The organism is Belliella marina, from assembly GCF_042682445.1.
Classification (GTDB): domain Bacteria; phylum Bacteroidota; class Bacteroidia; order Cytophagales; family Cyclobacteriaceae; genus Belliella; species Belliella marina.
The window spans coordinates 49,627-64,396 of sequence record NZ_JBHUHR010000027.1 but is presented as its reverse complement, the minus strand read 5'-3'; the positions used below and the strand labels follow the sequence as shown (position 1 = coordinate 64,396).

Sequence of the window (14,770 nt, the reverse complement as noted above, 5' to 3'; positions counted from 1 at the left end):
TATCCAATTCAATAAATCCTTAAAAGAAAACTTGCCCTAACAAATCTTGCTCTTGGTAATCACATATTCATTCCGCCAAATAATATTTGGAATTCCTTTGGACTGCATGCTTTTGCTGAAAAAAATTCTTTTTGCAAATGTGTAGCTTTAATATAAAACGCAATTATTAGTGGACTTTTCAAAAACTATTTCATTAATTACCCCCTTTTAACCTGAGTTCGATTGTTATCACAAAGTCAAAATCAATAAAAATCCCCATTTCATGTTTGTCTATATTTATCGTTGGCAGTTTCTATCCTTTTCTCTTGTGGAACAAAAGCTGATAAGACTATCGATGAACCAGAAAACTTCAACCTGCAAATCGATACGGTGTTGATCAATAGCAAAGATCAATCACTTTTTTTGAGTTGGAACTTATCAAATGCAGGTATATCTACCGACAATCGCTACCTATATAATCTAAATGTCAGTGAACCCTCACTCGAAAAAATTGACTTAGATCAACTTAGCTTTGTCGAAAAAGTCAAATTGGAAAAGGAAGGGCCTGATGGTATCGGCAACAATGGTAGGGGTGGAATAGTAAGTTTGGATGAAAACCTGATCCTTTTCAAGGGTTATCCTGCTCCGATTGTGATGACCACAGAAGGCAAAAAAACAGACGTTCTCAAGGAGCTAACTATAGCCAAAAAGAAGTTCTCAGATTTGGGCAAGGATCTACTTTATGAACAAGTAGATCCGAACAATTTTAATATGGTTTATGGAATACTGCTCAAGTTTCCAGGGTTAGAGCATGAATTGGCTATATTAAATCTTCATACCAATGATACAAGCAGGCTTAAACTGCCAGAGTGGAAAATGCTTGGAGATTTTTCATTGATTTGTAATAATACAGATATTATGATGTTTATGAATCCAGAATATTTTTGAGATACATCAATGACAAAATAGTGCTTGGTTCCAATATTAGCAGTAGTCTGTATGTCTTGGACTTAAGCCAAAACAAACTTGAATACATCACCATAGACCATCAGTTAACCAACCTAGAAAGAACCTATAAACTCCCAAAAGAGGTAAGCGATCCAGAGGAGTCCTTTTCCTTATATAAAAAGACCGAAAGTGAGATCTCCTTTGGTGAACCGGTTTGGGATGCGACAAATGGACACTATTTCCGTCTATCTCATGTCAATCATTTCGAAACCTCAACAACAGGATATCCAAGTCCAACAAAAGTTGATACCTATCTCAATATTCTTGACAAAAACTTTAAACTCCAAGCAGAAATACCGCTACCCTCACGTAAATCAACCCCAGGATTCTATTTTGCAAAAGATGGAAAGTTTTGGATTTTTGAAAATATGGACGATGAAATGGGTTTTGTTAGGATAAAAGTTGATTGAAAAACACAAAAACTCACATTAAATTTCCAATAATTTAATGTGAGGCCCAAAATTCAACCTTAATGTTAGGGTTCACACTTAAGCCTACCTCAAAAATTTAATATTTTAATGTAAGAACTTGCATCAGCAGGCCGGAATCACTGGTAGAAGCTATTTTCACCCAACCTTACACCAAGGTCAAGCACCTTACTGACAAAAAAATCTATGCTGAGAATACCGCCCGTCAGTACCTCAATCTCTTGGCAGAAATGGGAATCGTCGAGCGCAGAGAAATCAGTGGCGGGCATTATTACATGAATCTGGAGCTTTATAGGATTTTGGGTCAGTAATTTTCAAGGCGAACAAATAATTTATATAGCCTTAAGGAATCAATTTCATTTACCATGAAATTCGAAATTTATACTTTCATTTTTCATGGTAAAGTCAGCAAAAGATTCCGAACGAGTATGGGAGATACAATTGCCGGACAGGGGGTAATCATTTCCCGAATACAAGAATTATATCCTCTGGAAAAAACATCGTGGCCATGGGGATTTATCAAGAGCTTAAAAAGTAAATAACCCTCCAAAGAAAGTATTTGGAAGGTTATTCGTCTTCAACAACAATGATTTCAATTTGTCACGTCCTGAAAATAGTTGACACTTTTTCTATTGATTTCTCTATATTTCCGATAGCCATTCAATTGCCTGTCCCGTACCGAAAGCTTTCGGTACGGGAGGCAATTCAGGGCATGTTCTCGTTTCTTGTCGCTTGCTTCTTGTCTCTCGCTTCTCAAAAAGGGATCCTCACATTCAAGGCAATGTTTCTGCCCATTTGGTTTACTCCAAAAGGCCTGAATAGTGACATGTGGTCCAAGTAGGTTTTGTTCAGGATGTTTGATCCACTGACATAGATATCAAGTGGTTTTCCGCCCATCATGACTTGGCTTCCCACATTCAAACCCAACAAATAGTAGCCAGGAGTAGCTTCTTCCAAAGGCGCTTCCCTGTTTTGGTCAAAAATATAAGAGCCAAGCACGCTGATGTATGGATTGGTGAATACCCCTACATTATTCAATCGAAAGTCAACAGATTGATTCCATCTGAATGCCGGGATGTAAGGCAAGTAAGTCATGTCTGACCTTCTCTGTCCGATCACCATGCTGTAGGAAGTCGATCCAGAGATCCACTTGGCAGAGGTGGGGTGGATATCCAATTCAAATTCACCACCATAAAGCCTTGCATCAGTTTGCTCAAATTCCCAAACAGTCAGATCACCCATCAATTCATCTGTTGGGGCAAAGAAGATATAATTGTCTATGTGGTTGTAGAATACCTCACCGGAAAGCGAGAAGTTTGGCGTACTATAGCGAATCCCAAAATCAGTCTGCACATTCTGTTCCCGCACAAAATCAGCACTTCCCCTTTCGAATCTATTCGTTCCAGGATGTGGTCCATTGGAAAACAACTCTCCCAAATCAGGAGCTCTGAACCCTTGGGCTACATTCAACCTGAATCTCCAAGAGGAATTTGGCCTGAATGTCGTCCCGGCACTTGCCGTCACGCCATCAAAAGTCCTTGTCAAAGTTCTATCTTCCGGCTCTCCGGGAAGCAAAAACCCGTAATCAACGATATGTGCGGCACTGGCATCCGCTGTCACTTTTCTATAATCATAGCGAATACCACCCTGAGCTACCCACTTATCTTTATTGTAGTTCAGCAAGAAATAGACAGATCTATCATCTTTCTTGGCATCAGGAATCAAAAACTCGTGGGCATCTTCATAGTTGATGTTTTGTAGATAAAACCCTTGAACTCCCACTATCGCTTCAAGCCCCTCTGACAGTTCTTTATAGTACTTCACATCATACATAAAATTGGACTGACGCAAACCCAAATCCACTTCATCCGCTGCTTCTTCCACTTCTTCCCTGAAGTTGATATGATATCCGAAAGTAGCTTTCAACCTATCTTCCCCAATAAACAAATTTGTCTCGGAATTGATGAAATGATCCTTCACATCCTGGAATGGAAGCTGTACTTTCCTATCTCCCCTATCTGTGACCAACTCACTTACATCTTCTTCGTCTATAATTCCCAGGTTTTGGCTCAAGTAAGTGTAGCGTATTCTCGTATCACCCCATTTTTTCTGAAGTCCAATCCCTGCCTTAATATTCTGGGTATTGAATCTGGTATTTCCCACTGCATCTCCGTCACCATCCAAATAATCTGCATGGGATTCTGCTGCTGCCCTCAAAGACCACAAAAACCCATTTTCACTCGCACCTTTGACACCTGCTTCTGTCCTAAGTCCGAGAGAATTGCTATATCCTCTCAAATTCACATCCCCTTCTACTTTTCCTGGAACGGCATCTCTTTCTTCTATCAAATTCACAACTCCTGCCATCGCTCCTGAACCATAGATAATAGATGCAGGACCTTTGATCAATTCAATGTTTCCTATGCCTGTCTCCGACAAGCCCAATCCATGATCTGCACCCCACTGTTGGTTTTCAAATCTTCCGCCTTGATATACCGAGAGCACTCGGCTGAATGATAAGCCTCTGATCACGGGCTTACTGATACCAGGACCTAAGGAAATCTCGTTGACACCGGGTGTCTTTGTCAAGGATGTCATCAAGCTTGGGGATGGCATTTTGAGGATTGCATCCCTGCTTACTTTTTCTATGGAAATCGGTGAGCTTTCCTTACTCATGATATATGCACCAGATACTACGACCTCATCTATGCTAGAGACCGTTTCTTCCAGCTCGATTACCAAAGGTGTACTGGCTGTATTCAATTTTACGACTTCTATCTGTGTAGCATAACCGATAAATGAAAACTGTACCTTTACATTTCTCTCAGGCAATGCCCCAAGGAAAAAAGTACCATCCATTTCAGTTACGACCCCTCTGTTCAGTTCGGGAACAAAAACAGAAACACCAGGTATTGGCTGTCGGGAGCTTCTGTCTATTACTTTTCCTGTTATGGATCTATTTTGTGATGCCAATGCGCCCACTGAAATGAAGCACATGGCAATTAGTATGATTAATCGCATTTCGTTTGTTTAGATAATTTATAAAATAGGGGTATTTCGCTGTCCATTATCCATGAACAAGCATTGGTCAAATAAGAAAAAATCAAACGATGGGAGGTCCCCGATGCTCAAAACCAAACTCTCTATCAATGTAGGAGTTTTTGGAAACCACAAATGTGTCAGCAGTAGTATTATCACATGATGCTACTTGAAAATCAATATGGAAATCAAATATAAAGTACTCCGCATGGGCGATGAGATCCAAATAGATGAGTTCCTCTTCAGTATGTCCATGATCAGGCAATTCCTGCTGCTCTTCTGTCAAAAGCGGATGCGCATGGGTAATGATCCGGCCATTATCAAGCTCATGTGAGTGAAAAAAGAATACCCCATTGGCTAAGACACTTAGCAACAATGCCAAACAAAAATGGCTGAAATGAGGTAATATTTTTCTAAACTGATTCACGATTTACAATAATCTTCTAACTGGATATTTGCAGTTAAGTTGCGAATTTAGAAAAGATTGTTGAAACATGCACCAAAGATTTACTTTTAGATTGGGTTTCAGGGGTTGGATGGTAATTTTAAAATCTGTATTTGGTCTATGTGATTATACGCTTCAAAAACAAAAAGCAACCTGTTTGTTAATTTAAATTTTCGGCCGTTAAAGATTATAAGTTTCTTCCAAGACAATATTTATCCCTAATTTTACCTTGTGATAAATTTCAACTACAGACCCGAAAGCTATTTTAATGGTACAGGGCCAAACACTTTGGTCTGCAAGCTCAGCTATCCCGAGAGCCAATGGGGTGAGGAAATCAGCATTTATGCCAATGTCCTGGACAGCGAATACTATTATGAAGCGGTGGATTTCTATGGCAATGAAATCAAGCTAAATCCCGAAAAATCCAAGCAGCCACTCACTTTGCAAGAGTTGATCTTTATGGTGGAAACAATGGATGTGGATCCTAAAACCGCCCAGGGAAATATAGAATTGACGCTTTCCGGAATCCCAATGGCGGAAAGCCTCCTATACAATCACCTGGAAGCATATTTTGCAGAAAAAAGAAAGAATTTTGGGATGATCTAAAAATCCAAAATGGTCTCGTAAGCCTTTGACAACACATGGTTGGTCTTGAACCAATATTCATAGGTTTCAAACGATAGGCAATCCTGCAGCTCTACCCCATGGAGATTGACTTTCTTCAATCCATCCGATGGCAACCAACTCCTAAGATCATTTGCCTGATCAATCGTCAGCTGTGATAATTGCACGATTTTCTGACCTTCGATTTCTATGGGTATCAATTTATTCATAACCAGCTAATTTTGAGAACAAATCAACCCAAAAAAATCCATTAATTGATTAAAACCAAATTACGATTGTGTTAACTTTCGGCGAAATCAGCCTATGACCAACCTCATCATTGTCATCGTTTTTCTCCTTGTGGGGATCGTTTTGCAGTTTATCCGACAAATACCGGCTAACACAGCACTGTATCTGAATAAATATTTGATCTATGTGGTCCTACCTGTACTTGCCCTAAAGTATATTCCAGAGATAGATTTAGAGTTATCACTGCTGCTGCCGATTTCTAGTGCTTGGATAAGTTTTGGCCTTTCCTGGTTGATATTTGGAACTTTGGGAAGGAAATTCAACTGGAAAAAATCCTTCACTGGATGCTTGATCATTACTGCCGGCCTTGCAAATACATCTTTCGTAGGATTTCCAATCGTCAAAGCCCTTTTTGGTGAGGAAGCGTTGAAAATAGCATTGTTGATCGATCAGGCAGGATCTTTTATCATCGTCAGCAGTGTTGCCATCATCGTGGCTTCCATCTATTCTGAAGAGAAAAAAAGAAAACGGGACATCACCAAAAAAATATTGACTTTTCCTCCGTTTATCTTCTTTATCCTTGCATTTCTATTGAATTTCTTGGACGTTCAGATAACAGGAAGTATTGCGTTGTTTTTTGATCTTATCGCCAAAACCTTGACTCCGATAGCCTTGATAGCAGTTGGTCTCCAGATCAAAGTAAATATGGATGCTATTCGTTCAAAATACCTTTGGTTTGGGCTTGGTTATAAATTGATGTTGATTCCCGCAGTGATCTTCATCCTATTTGGATTTGTGTTTCGGTTGGAGGATTTTGTGTTCAAAGTCACTGTCATCGAAACGGCCATGGCTCCCATGATCACCGGATCTATCATTGCCATTTCCCATGATTTGGAGCCAAAGTTGGCTTCCCTCTTGGTGGGTCTGGGGATTCCCCTCTCGTTTTTCACGATTGGTTTTTGGTATTGGGTTGTTGGGTAGTGAGAAAATGTCTCGCAAAGAAATGCGGAGGGGCAGAGGGCGCAAAATCTACTTTATTATGGTTATTGTCTATTCAGATTGGTTTGTGAAGCCCTAAACAAAGGGTTGGAATCAAAGCTGGTTGGTTTGTGAAGACCCTGACCAAGGTTTGAGAATTGAGTACACCAACCAAGGACACAAGCCAAGATCTTAGAGATCGTTAACCTAAAATCTTTCCAACTTTTCCAACCTTTAACCAAAACCCACCCCATCTGCGAAACTTTGCACCTTAACGCACTTTGCGAGTACTTCAATCCTGATTTTCCTTGATTTTTGATGTATCAGGTTTCGCTGCTGGCTTTGCACGATTGCCCAACACACCCTTGAGTACATTTTTGGCTTCCTCGACAGCTTTATCTTTGGTTTCTGTTACCTTCTTCTCAGCTTCTTTTTTGGCCGAATCCTGCAATGCCTCCGCCCTGGTCTTTAGTTCATTTTTGACACTATCTTCCGCTGCTTTGAATTGCTCTGTAGCTTTTGCCTGCAGGTTTTCCTTTTCAGAACTTACCCTGGATTTCAGCGCGTTTGTCAATAAACTTTCGATGGAATTCTCACCTGCCAATCCAATTTTCGGGCTGTTGTATGTCCCTCCAAGATTGATGGAAACGGGAATCATGGTCGACCCCGAAGCTTCTGTACCGGAAATCGTAGCCAACAAGTTATTCGCTTGTGCGCCAAACTTACCTGCAGGAACTTCCATATTGACCAAGTAATTGATAGATCCATCAAATCCGGTACTTCCCTGTACTTTGGCTTGATAATCCCAAAGTTTGAGGTCTACAGGACTCAAGTTCAACATCCCATCCTGGATCACAATAGGGAGGTTAAGATTCTTGAATTGAAGGGTGTTGGTATCATTTAATTTGGTAAGACTTGTCACCCCTTTCAGCAGCGGGCTATCTTTGTAGGCTGCTTCAAGTATTCTGAGTACACCTTTCCCATCCAATGAGGCCAAAATTGGCATCATATCCTGTCCCAGAAGACCTGAGAAATCCAGTTTGGTAGAAAATTTCCCAGTCAAATGTTGTGCGACAGGAGCCAATACTTTCACCGTATTCAGAGAATTGAAAGCTTCAGCTATGCTCAAATCGATGACATTGAAGTTGAAGTCAAATTTCGGAGCAGTCAGATCCCTTGGGTCATAGGAGCCATTCATTACCAATTGCCCTCCCATCGTTGACATAGAGGCTTCCCTAAAACTCAAAATCCCCTCTCGCAAAGTCATGCTGCCTTTTACCTGCTTTAAATTCAAATTGTCATAAAGCACTTCATTGGCAGAAACTGCCATTGTAAAATCAATGTTTTTTGGCAATTCTATCACAGTCAATTCTGAGTCATCTGCATCTCCTGACTCGACCATCCATTGGTTTACATTGAATTTGGAAGACTCTAGAGATAGCTGGCCTTTCAGAGTCTCATCATCCTTCAAGAGGTAATTCATGTAGTTGGACAAGAAACCAGAAGCAATCAAAGGACTCTCACCCACTCTCGCATCAAACTTGGTCAAGTTGATCCTTTCAGGTGTAAAATCAGCCTTTGCATCATTGATCCGGATACCCTGTGGCAAATCTGTAGAAGTATAAAAGAACTTCTGTACAGACATATCTCCCCTTGTATCCAATTTGTTGAATTTTCCTTCCTCTACATCTTTATAGGAACCTTTCGAATTTAGATCTGCGATGATCTTCCCTTCCATGATGGTGTTTTCTAGTGGGAAAATTGCCATCATTTTACCTACATCAACAGTCCCTTTCACGGCGCCATCCCAATTCAAAGCTTCAAAATCCCGGATTTTCAAATTGCCACTTATAACTTCGTCTTCCAATTCAAAGCCGAAATTGCTGAGATCTACCAAAAAGTCCTTCATATTTCCACTTGTATTTACAATACTGGCGTTCACATTCAGCTTGTCGATTGGTGCGGGATATTCTGTACTTTTCACAAAACCATTTGTGAGAAGCATTTTGGCATTGATGTTTGGAATGATATTGTTGACCGAATCATACCTTCCTTTTGCAGTAGCATTGACATCCAACATCCCTTTCAACGTCATCCCCTCAATCGGGAAAATTGAGGTCAATTCTTCCAAATTCAACTTCCCAACCAAATTCCCATCTATATCATACGTCACCAGGTTTTTCAACAATAATCTACCAGAGATAGGATTGCTTCCAAAATCCATATTGAATTTTGAAATATCTACCTTTGTCAAATCCAAATTATCAGTGGCATTGGCGACATTCATGGCTAAGTTGATATTGCTGACTGGGCGGGGCAAATCAGGATATTGGAACATACCATCTGCCACATTCAGGGAAATGTCAAATGCAGGAAAGCTGTTTTCATTGTAAATACCTTTCAGAAAACCCTTGAAACCCATGGTACCGGAAGTCTTGAGTCCACTGAAACTTTCAGTATAAATCCCCGGAACAAGTGAAAGGATACTTTTGAAAGTATTTTCTTTCCCTTCAAATTCCAGGTCCATTTCAATATCATCTGTAGGCATAGCGATGAATCCAAAAAGATCGAAAACAAAATCATTTAAAGAAAAATCCCCCTCAGCAAAGGCAAATCTCATGTTTTCCAGGTCCACATCTACCGTCGTATTCCCTTTGAAAACCTTGTTTTTCAGGTAATTTGTCCCCTCATAACTGACATCTGCGATCAATGTCTCCAATTTGATCGGCAATTTATATACATCAGCTGTAAAGTTTCCTTTACCTTCCATTTGCATATTTCCCAAAGCCATGAAATAATCAAGCTGCCTATCATCGTAGATAAAATCCAAATTCTTGATTTCAATCATATCAACCCCAATCTCAAAAGTACTTTCAGATTCCGCAACTTCTTCCGAAGGGAATGTGATATCATAATTTGCCTGTCCGTCTTCCAAAACCTTGACATATACAGAACCTCCATTCAGATGGATTCCTGAAAGAGAAGGGGTTTCCGCAAAAAGTACAGACTTCAGATTGAAATCTACCTGCAACTCATCTACATGTACCAATGTATCGTTTTGGAATGGTGGATTCCCACTGATCCCAAACTCTCGCAGTGTCACACTTACATCCGGAAAACGCTTGAAAACGCTCAGGCTTATATTTTTGAAATCATAATGCACTTGTGCATTGACAGATTGGGCTATTTCCCTATCGATCCGCTCGATAATCTTATCTTTGAAAATAAAAGGCACTGCTATCAGTGCTGTCAAAAAGATGGCGAATATTGCCAATATAATGATTACTGTCTTTTTCATGTCCTATATCTTTTGGTCACAAATACATTATACGAAATCCATAGAAAATCAGTGGCTTAAACAAGAAAAAAGATCGGGCACAACTTATTTATTCCAAATTTCTTGAAGTTCACTGCTCAGTTCCCCATGAATGGAGGTATTGGTTGCGATAATTTCCCTTCCAAATACAAAATCATTCCCGTTTTTGAAATCGGTAACTGTACCTCCAGCCTCTTGTACAATCAAAGACCCTGCCGCAACATCGTATGAGTTCAGGTTGTATTCAAAATAACCATCCATCCTTCCACATGCTACATAACACAAATCTGCTGCTGCACTTCCCAATCTCCTCAAGCCGTGTGTCTTTTGCATCATATTCCGCATTATCGCCAAATATTCATCAATTTTCCCAAAGGCACTGTATGGAAACCCTGTAGCCAATAGACTTTGGGAGAGCAAATTTGCTTTGCTAACATGGATCCGTGTGTCGTTACAAAAGGCACCTTGCCCTTTCAATGCATAAAAACATTCATGTAAATTCACTTCATAAACCACACCCAATACCATTTCCTCCCCTTTTTGCAAACCGATACTTACACAAAATATTGGGATTCCATGGATAAAATTCGTAGTACCGTCCAAAGGGTCTATAATCCAGGTATATTCTTTGTTTTCTTCTGCCGTGGTACCTTCTTCGGTAATAAACCCAGCCTCTGGCAATATTTGCGAAAGATTTTCCACAATTATTTTTTCGGCCTCTTTATCTACATAAGACACCAAATCATTGAGCCCTTTTTCCTCAACTTTATTAAGATCAAAGTGTTGTCTTTCCTTCCTGATAAATGCGCCAGCTCTTTTTGCAACCTCTTTGGTTTGATCTAATACTTGATTTAAGTCAATCATTGTTTTTGTTGATTTGGTAGGTTGGTTTGTTTTTAGATATTAATGGATACTCATAGATATTGGATACTTGCCGATAGTATATTGGAATTCGAATCCTAAAGAAAACAATACCTTACTTCTTTAATTTCTAAACCAGTACATTTTTTGTTTCAACGGAAATACCCCAATATCAATGCAGTATCCGCAGATATCAATTTCTATTTCCCCTGTACCACGATGACAATCTCTCCTTTGATTGTATTCTCTTCGTAGTAGGCGATAAGTTCTTCTAAAGTTCCCCTGACATTCTCCTCATAGATCTTTGTCAACTCACGGGAAACACATGCCATGCGATCTGCTCCAAATGCCTCAGAAAACTGAACGAGGGATTTCATCAAACGATGTGGTGACTCATAAAAGATCATGGTGCGCTCTTCTTCCATCAAGCTTTCTATCCTTGTCTTCCTGCCTTTTTTGTGAGGCAAAAACCCTTCAAAAGTAAATCTGTCATTTGGCAATCCGGAATTGACCAAGGCGGGGACAAAGGCTGTAGCTCCCGGCAGGCAGTTGACCGTCAAACCAGCTTCCCTGGCAGCCCTGACCAGCAAGAACCCAGGATCAGAGATTGCCGGTGTACCAGCATCGCTGCACATTGCCATCACTTCCCCTTTTTCCATCCGATCTATCAATCTCTCCACTGTTTTGTGTTCGTTGAAGATATGATAGCTTTGAAGTGGCCTTTGGATTTCAAGGTGTTTTAAGAGCCTCCCTGTGGTTCTGGTATCCTCGGCTAGGATCACGTCTGCTGATTTGAGAATATCAATGGCACGCAACGTAATGTCCCTCAAATTGCCTATTGGCGTAGGAATGAGGTAAAGATGAACGTGGTTTTCTTCTGACATCTCAAATTTTGTCGATCGCCTCCGCTAATTTCCTGTCTTTTTCGGTCACCTTATTGCCTTCATCGTGGGTGGTGAGTTCGATTTTCACAGTATTGTACACATTGCTCCAATTGGGATGGTGTCCTTGTGACTCTGCCAAAAAAGCTACCCTTGTCATAAAGCCAAACGCTTCCTGAAAGTCCCCAAACTTAAACTCTTTCACCAATTTATTGCTTTCCTCTTTCCACATGATATTAAATCCTTTATAGTGCAATCACACCTTCGATTTTCGAAGCTCGATCATATACATCCAACACGGCTTCGCTAGAACCCATCATGGCACGAATGGTCACACTTACATATTTGCCCTGACTTGAGTTTTTTAACTCCATATCATTGTTTGGCAAAAGTGCGGCAACTTCATGTTCCTGTCCAGCCAAGACTATAAATTTAAACATATATAGCGCCGGAAATGTCATTTGTGCCTCAAGTTTTTCCTTAAAGGCTTCTTTGTCGAATGCTTTGTCCATATGATTACGAATTTAAGGGATTAACACCATTGAAAAAAATTAAATTGACAACAGCTGACAGAGGCTGTCAACAGTAGGATAAAAAAACGGAAGCAAACCTAATTAAATTACTCCCAGAAATTTGGATAGATCCTAATATCCGCAACCTTTTCAGGTTTTGTCCTTTGTCAGATTTTTATAAAAAGTAGACCAGGTAAAACTTGGCAGGCTTTACATCCTACAAAACAACTTATTGGAAAATGTGTGACAGTTTATAGGTAGGCATAAAAAAACCCGTGAGAATATCACGGGTTTTTCACTTCTAAGAAAATACATCTTAGAAAAACTTATATCTATAATCTTTCACATCTGCCAAATCTTCCAAGGCCATCATAATCATATATGCTGTTCTTTGGGAGTTGTTTTGGGTGATTTGATTTTGGTAGCTGTTGTAGTCTGCAACATCAGTGGCTGGTGTGATGGAATTCAACTTAGCCACGATAATCCCAACATCCTCATGGATAGGCTTGGTCATTTCACCAGAATTCTTCAAGCCGAAGATAGCACCGATTGCCTTTGGAGCAAAGCCAACACCTGGCAATACACTGGATCCCATATTCAGATCTGGAGAATTATCCAAAGAAGCGGCATCTGGGAACGCTGCCTTGATTTCTTCCAAAGTAGCAAGCCCCTTGATTTTCTCTGCAATCTTTGCTGCTTTCTTCTCGTTCCTTACTTGGATTGTGGCTTGTGTTCTAGCTTGTTCTAGATTTGCTTGTCCTTCTTCATATTTTGCTTTCAGATTGGCTACAATATAACTGTTGTCCAATTCGAAGACCTGGGAAACATTCCCTTCCGAGGCATCATTGAACGCCCATCTGACAACTTCCCTGGCATTTGGTTGGTTGTTAAGGTTTCTTGCAAAAGCATCAACTCCATTGGCTTGAATAATTCTGTAGCCTTCGGCTTCAGCATTGGCTTTGAATTCTTTGGAATTACTGGATTTTGCGGCAAATGAATCTGCATTTCTGTAAGCCTCATTCCTAGTAACATCACTTGGTCCCAATTCCAACTCAATCGCTGCAATTTTATATGATTCAGTTTTAGGCAATTCAGTGACACTAATGATATGGTAACCATATTCAGTCTCCACCAATTTGCCGATCAAACCTGTTGATTTCACAGCAAATGACACATCAGCAAACTCAGCTACAAAATCTTCTTTTGCAAACCAACCCAGATCACCACCCCTTTGGGCTGTACCATCTTGGCCATATTGCGAAGCAGCAGTGGCAAAATTCAAACCTTCTTGGATATCTTTCAATACACCTTCTGCATTTGCCTTTACTTCCGCTTTGGCTGCATCATCCAGACCATTCGTACCAAACAGAATATGGCTAGCCCTCATGCGGGGTGTGCCGTCAAATTTTGAAGTGACCTTATAGGTTACATAAGTTGATCTTGAAGTGATAAAAGGTCCATAGGTTTCACCTGTTTCAATTTCATCTACATTTGTAGTCAAAGACTCTGGAAGCTTCTCTCCAGGAAGGTATGTCTTGAAAGGATTTGCTCCTTCTGAATTCCTCATTGCAAAAACAGAATCTGTTTCGGTTGCCCTCAATTCTTCCGTCAATTTTGTGATTTCCGAGATAACAGCAGCAGAATCTTCCCCACTTGGCTGCATCGCAAAAACCACATATTCCAAGTCAGCTGCATTTGAAACTTTGAATTTGTCTTGATGCTTGCTGATGTAAGCCTTCAAATCTGCATCTGTCACTTCAACCTCAGAATCTGGGATCGCATAGAATGGGATGAATACATGATCAACATCCGCAATGGTGTTGGCCATCTTGTGTTGCAATTTCCCTTCTGCTTTGGTAGCATAATCGGAAGTCGCCAGCAAGTTGTCGTATTTGATCCTCAACCTTGCATCCGCAAAGAGTTTTTCCTGCTGTGCCCAAAAAGCTCTCTGCTCCGGACCTGCATCATCAAGGCTCTGCAAAAATGTGATCAATTGAGTCCTGTCAAATTCACCGGTAGCTGGATTGACCAATTGTTGTCTCAATTCAGCGACAATATTTTGTCCTTGGACCATATCTACCAGCTCTTTGTCAGAAACTGTCAGCCCCAATTCTTCATACTGGTTTTTGAAGACCCTCTCTACAATCAAAGCCTGCCAAGCCTGCTCACGCAAGCTGTACATTTCTGCCTCTGATGGAGTTCTTCCTGTATTCTGTTGAAAAGCGGATTTCACTTCTTCAATTTTACGAACGTATTCCTCATAAGAAATACTTTCGCCTGCAATCTCACCTACCTTGTTTGAATTGCCACCCAAAAGGGTTGAATTAGGGCTCAATATATCTCCTCCAACGAGGAAAAATATCAAACCTACTGCAATTACACCGATTGCAAGACCTGTTCTCTGTCTGATTTTTTTAATTAATGCCATTCTTCTGGTTTTTTGAAGTGTCGCAAAATAATTACATCTAAAG

14 protein-coding genes are annotated in these 14,770 nt (G+C 40.3%); 5 read left to right on the top strand and 9 right to left on the bottom strand.

All coding sequences use genetic code 11. The annotated features are described in order from the left end of the window. Positions 1-282: 282 nt before the first annotated feature. The 3 genes from ACFSKL_RS09980 (at position 283) to ACFSKL_RS09970 (ending at position 1,726) form a co-directional block, all read left to right on the top strand. Positions 283-927: a DUF4221 family protein gene (locus ACFSKL_RS09980; RefSeq protein WP_376885856.1), complete on the top strand. Its 645-nt coding sequence runs from the start codon at positions 283-285 to the stop codon at positions 925-927. After that, the gene (locus ACFSKL_RS09975; RefSeq protein WP_376885854.1) at positions 924-1,397 is read left to right on the top strand and encodes a DUF4221 family protein; all 474 of its coding nucleotides are present in this window, start codon (positions 924-926) and stop codon (positions 1,395-1,397) included. Before ACFSKL_RS09980 ends, ACFSKL_RS09975 begins: the two co-directional genes overlap by 4 nt. Before the next feature lie 122 nt (positions 1,398-1,519). Continuing rightward, complete coding sequence (locus ACFSKL_RS09970; RefSeq protein ID WP_376886026.1) at positions 1,520-1,726, top strand: hypothetical protein; 207 nt, start codon at positions 1,520-1,522, stop codon at positions 1,724-1,726. Positions 1,727-2,168: 442 nt separating this feature from the next. Here ACFSKL_RS09970 and ACFSKL_RS09965 read toward each other — a convergent pair whose 3' ends face one another. After that, the gene (locus ACFSKL_RS09965; RefSeq protein WP_376885852.1) at positions 2,169-4,436 is read right to left on the bottom strand and encodes a TonB-dependent receptor; all 2,268 of its coding nucleotides are present in this window, start codon (positions 4,434-4,436) and stop codon (positions 2,169-2,171) included. Between the two features lie 82 nt (positions 4,437-4,518). Then, positions 4,519-4,881 (bottom strand): hypothetical protein, encoded by a 363-nt coding sequence (locus ACFSKL_RS09960; RefSeq protein ID WP_376885851.1) that lies wholly within the window; start codon positions 4,879-4,881, stop codon positions 4,519-4,521. A 249-nt stretch (positions 4,882-5,130) separates the two neighbouring features. On the opposite strand from ACFSKL_RS09960, the gene ACFSKL_RS09955 reads away from it, so the two are divergent. Further along, positions 5,131-5,505: a UDP-glucuronosyltransferase gene (locus ACFSKL_RS09955; protein WP_376885849.1), complete on the top strand. Its 375-nt coding sequence runs from the start codon at positions 5,131-5,133 to the stop codon at positions 5,503-5,505. On the opposite strand, the gene ACFSKL_RS09950 is transcribed toward ACFSKL_RS09955, so the two are convergent. Continuing rightward, positions 5,502-5,732, bottom strand: a complete 231-nt coding sequence (locus tag ACFSKL_RS09950) for a hypothetical protein (protein ID WP_376885847.1) — start codon at positions 5,730-5,732, stop codon at positions 5,502-5,504. The two genes, ACFSKL_RS09955 and ACFSKL_RS09950, sit on opposite strands and share 4 nt — an antisense overlap. Before the next feature lie 94 nt (positions 5,733-5,826). Here ACFSKL_RS09950 and ACFSKL_RS09945 point away from each other — a divergent pair, with 94 nt between their 5' ends. Then, on the top strand, positions 5,827-6,732 hold the full coding sequence (locus tag ACFSKL_RS09945) for an AEC family transporter (protein WP_376885846.1): 906 nt from the start codon (positions 5,827-5,829) through the stop codon (positions 6,730-6,732). Positions 6,733-7,021: 289 nt separating this feature from the next. On the opposite strand, the gene ACFSKL_RS09940 is transcribed toward ACFSKL_RS09945, so the two are convergent. The 6 genes from ACFSKL_RS09940 to ACFSKL_RS09915 form a co-directional block, all read right to left on the bottom strand. Continuing rightward, positions 7,022-10,027 carry an AsmA-like C-terminal region-containing protein gene (locus tag ACFSKL_RS09940; protein WP_376885844.1) on the bottom strand — a complete coding sequence of 1,002 codons (3,006 nt, stop codon included), beginning with the start codon at positions 10,025-10,027 and terminating at the stop codon, positions 7,022-7,024. A gap of 84 nt (positions 10,028-10,111) precedes the next feature. Continuing rightward, positions 10,112-10,909, bottom strand: a complete 798-nt coding sequence (locus ACFSKL_RS09935; protein ID WP_376885843.1) for an inositol monophosphatase family protein — start codon at positions 10,907-10,909, stop codon at positions 10,112-10,114. Positions 10,910-11,106: 197 nt separating this feature from the next. Then, positions 11,107-11,790, bottom strand: a complete 684-nt coding sequence (gene rsmI, locus ACFSKL_RS09930) for a 16S rRNA (cytidine(1402)-2'-O)-methyltransferase (RefSeq protein ID WP_376885842.1) — start codon at positions 11,788-11,790, stop codon at positions 11,107-11,109. Position 11,791: 1 nt separating this feature from the next. Further along, positions 11,792-12,019 carry a 4a-hydroxytetrahydrobiopterin dehydratase gene (locus ACFSKL_RS09925; RefSeq protein ID WP_376885840.1) on the bottom strand — a complete coding sequence of 76 codons (228 nt, stop codon included), beginning with the start codon at positions 12,017-12,019 and terminating at the stop codon, positions 11,792-11,794. A gap of 13 nt (positions 12,020-12,032) precedes the next feature. After that, positions 12,033-12,299: a DUF493 domain-containing protein gene (locus tag ACFSKL_RS09920; RefSeq protein WP_376885838.1), complete on the bottom strand. Its 267-nt coding sequence runs from the start codon at positions 12,297-12,299 to the stop codon at positions 12,033-12,035. Between the two features lie 316 nt (positions 12,300-12,615). Beyond that, the gene (locus ACFSKL_RS09915) at positions 12,616-14,727 is read right to left on the bottom strand and encodes a SurA N-terminal domain-containing protein (protein ID WP_376885836.1); all 2,112 of its coding nucleotides are present in this window, start codon (positions 14,725-14,727) and stop codon (positions 12,616-12,618) included. Positions 14,728-14,770 lie beyond the last annotated feature (43 nt).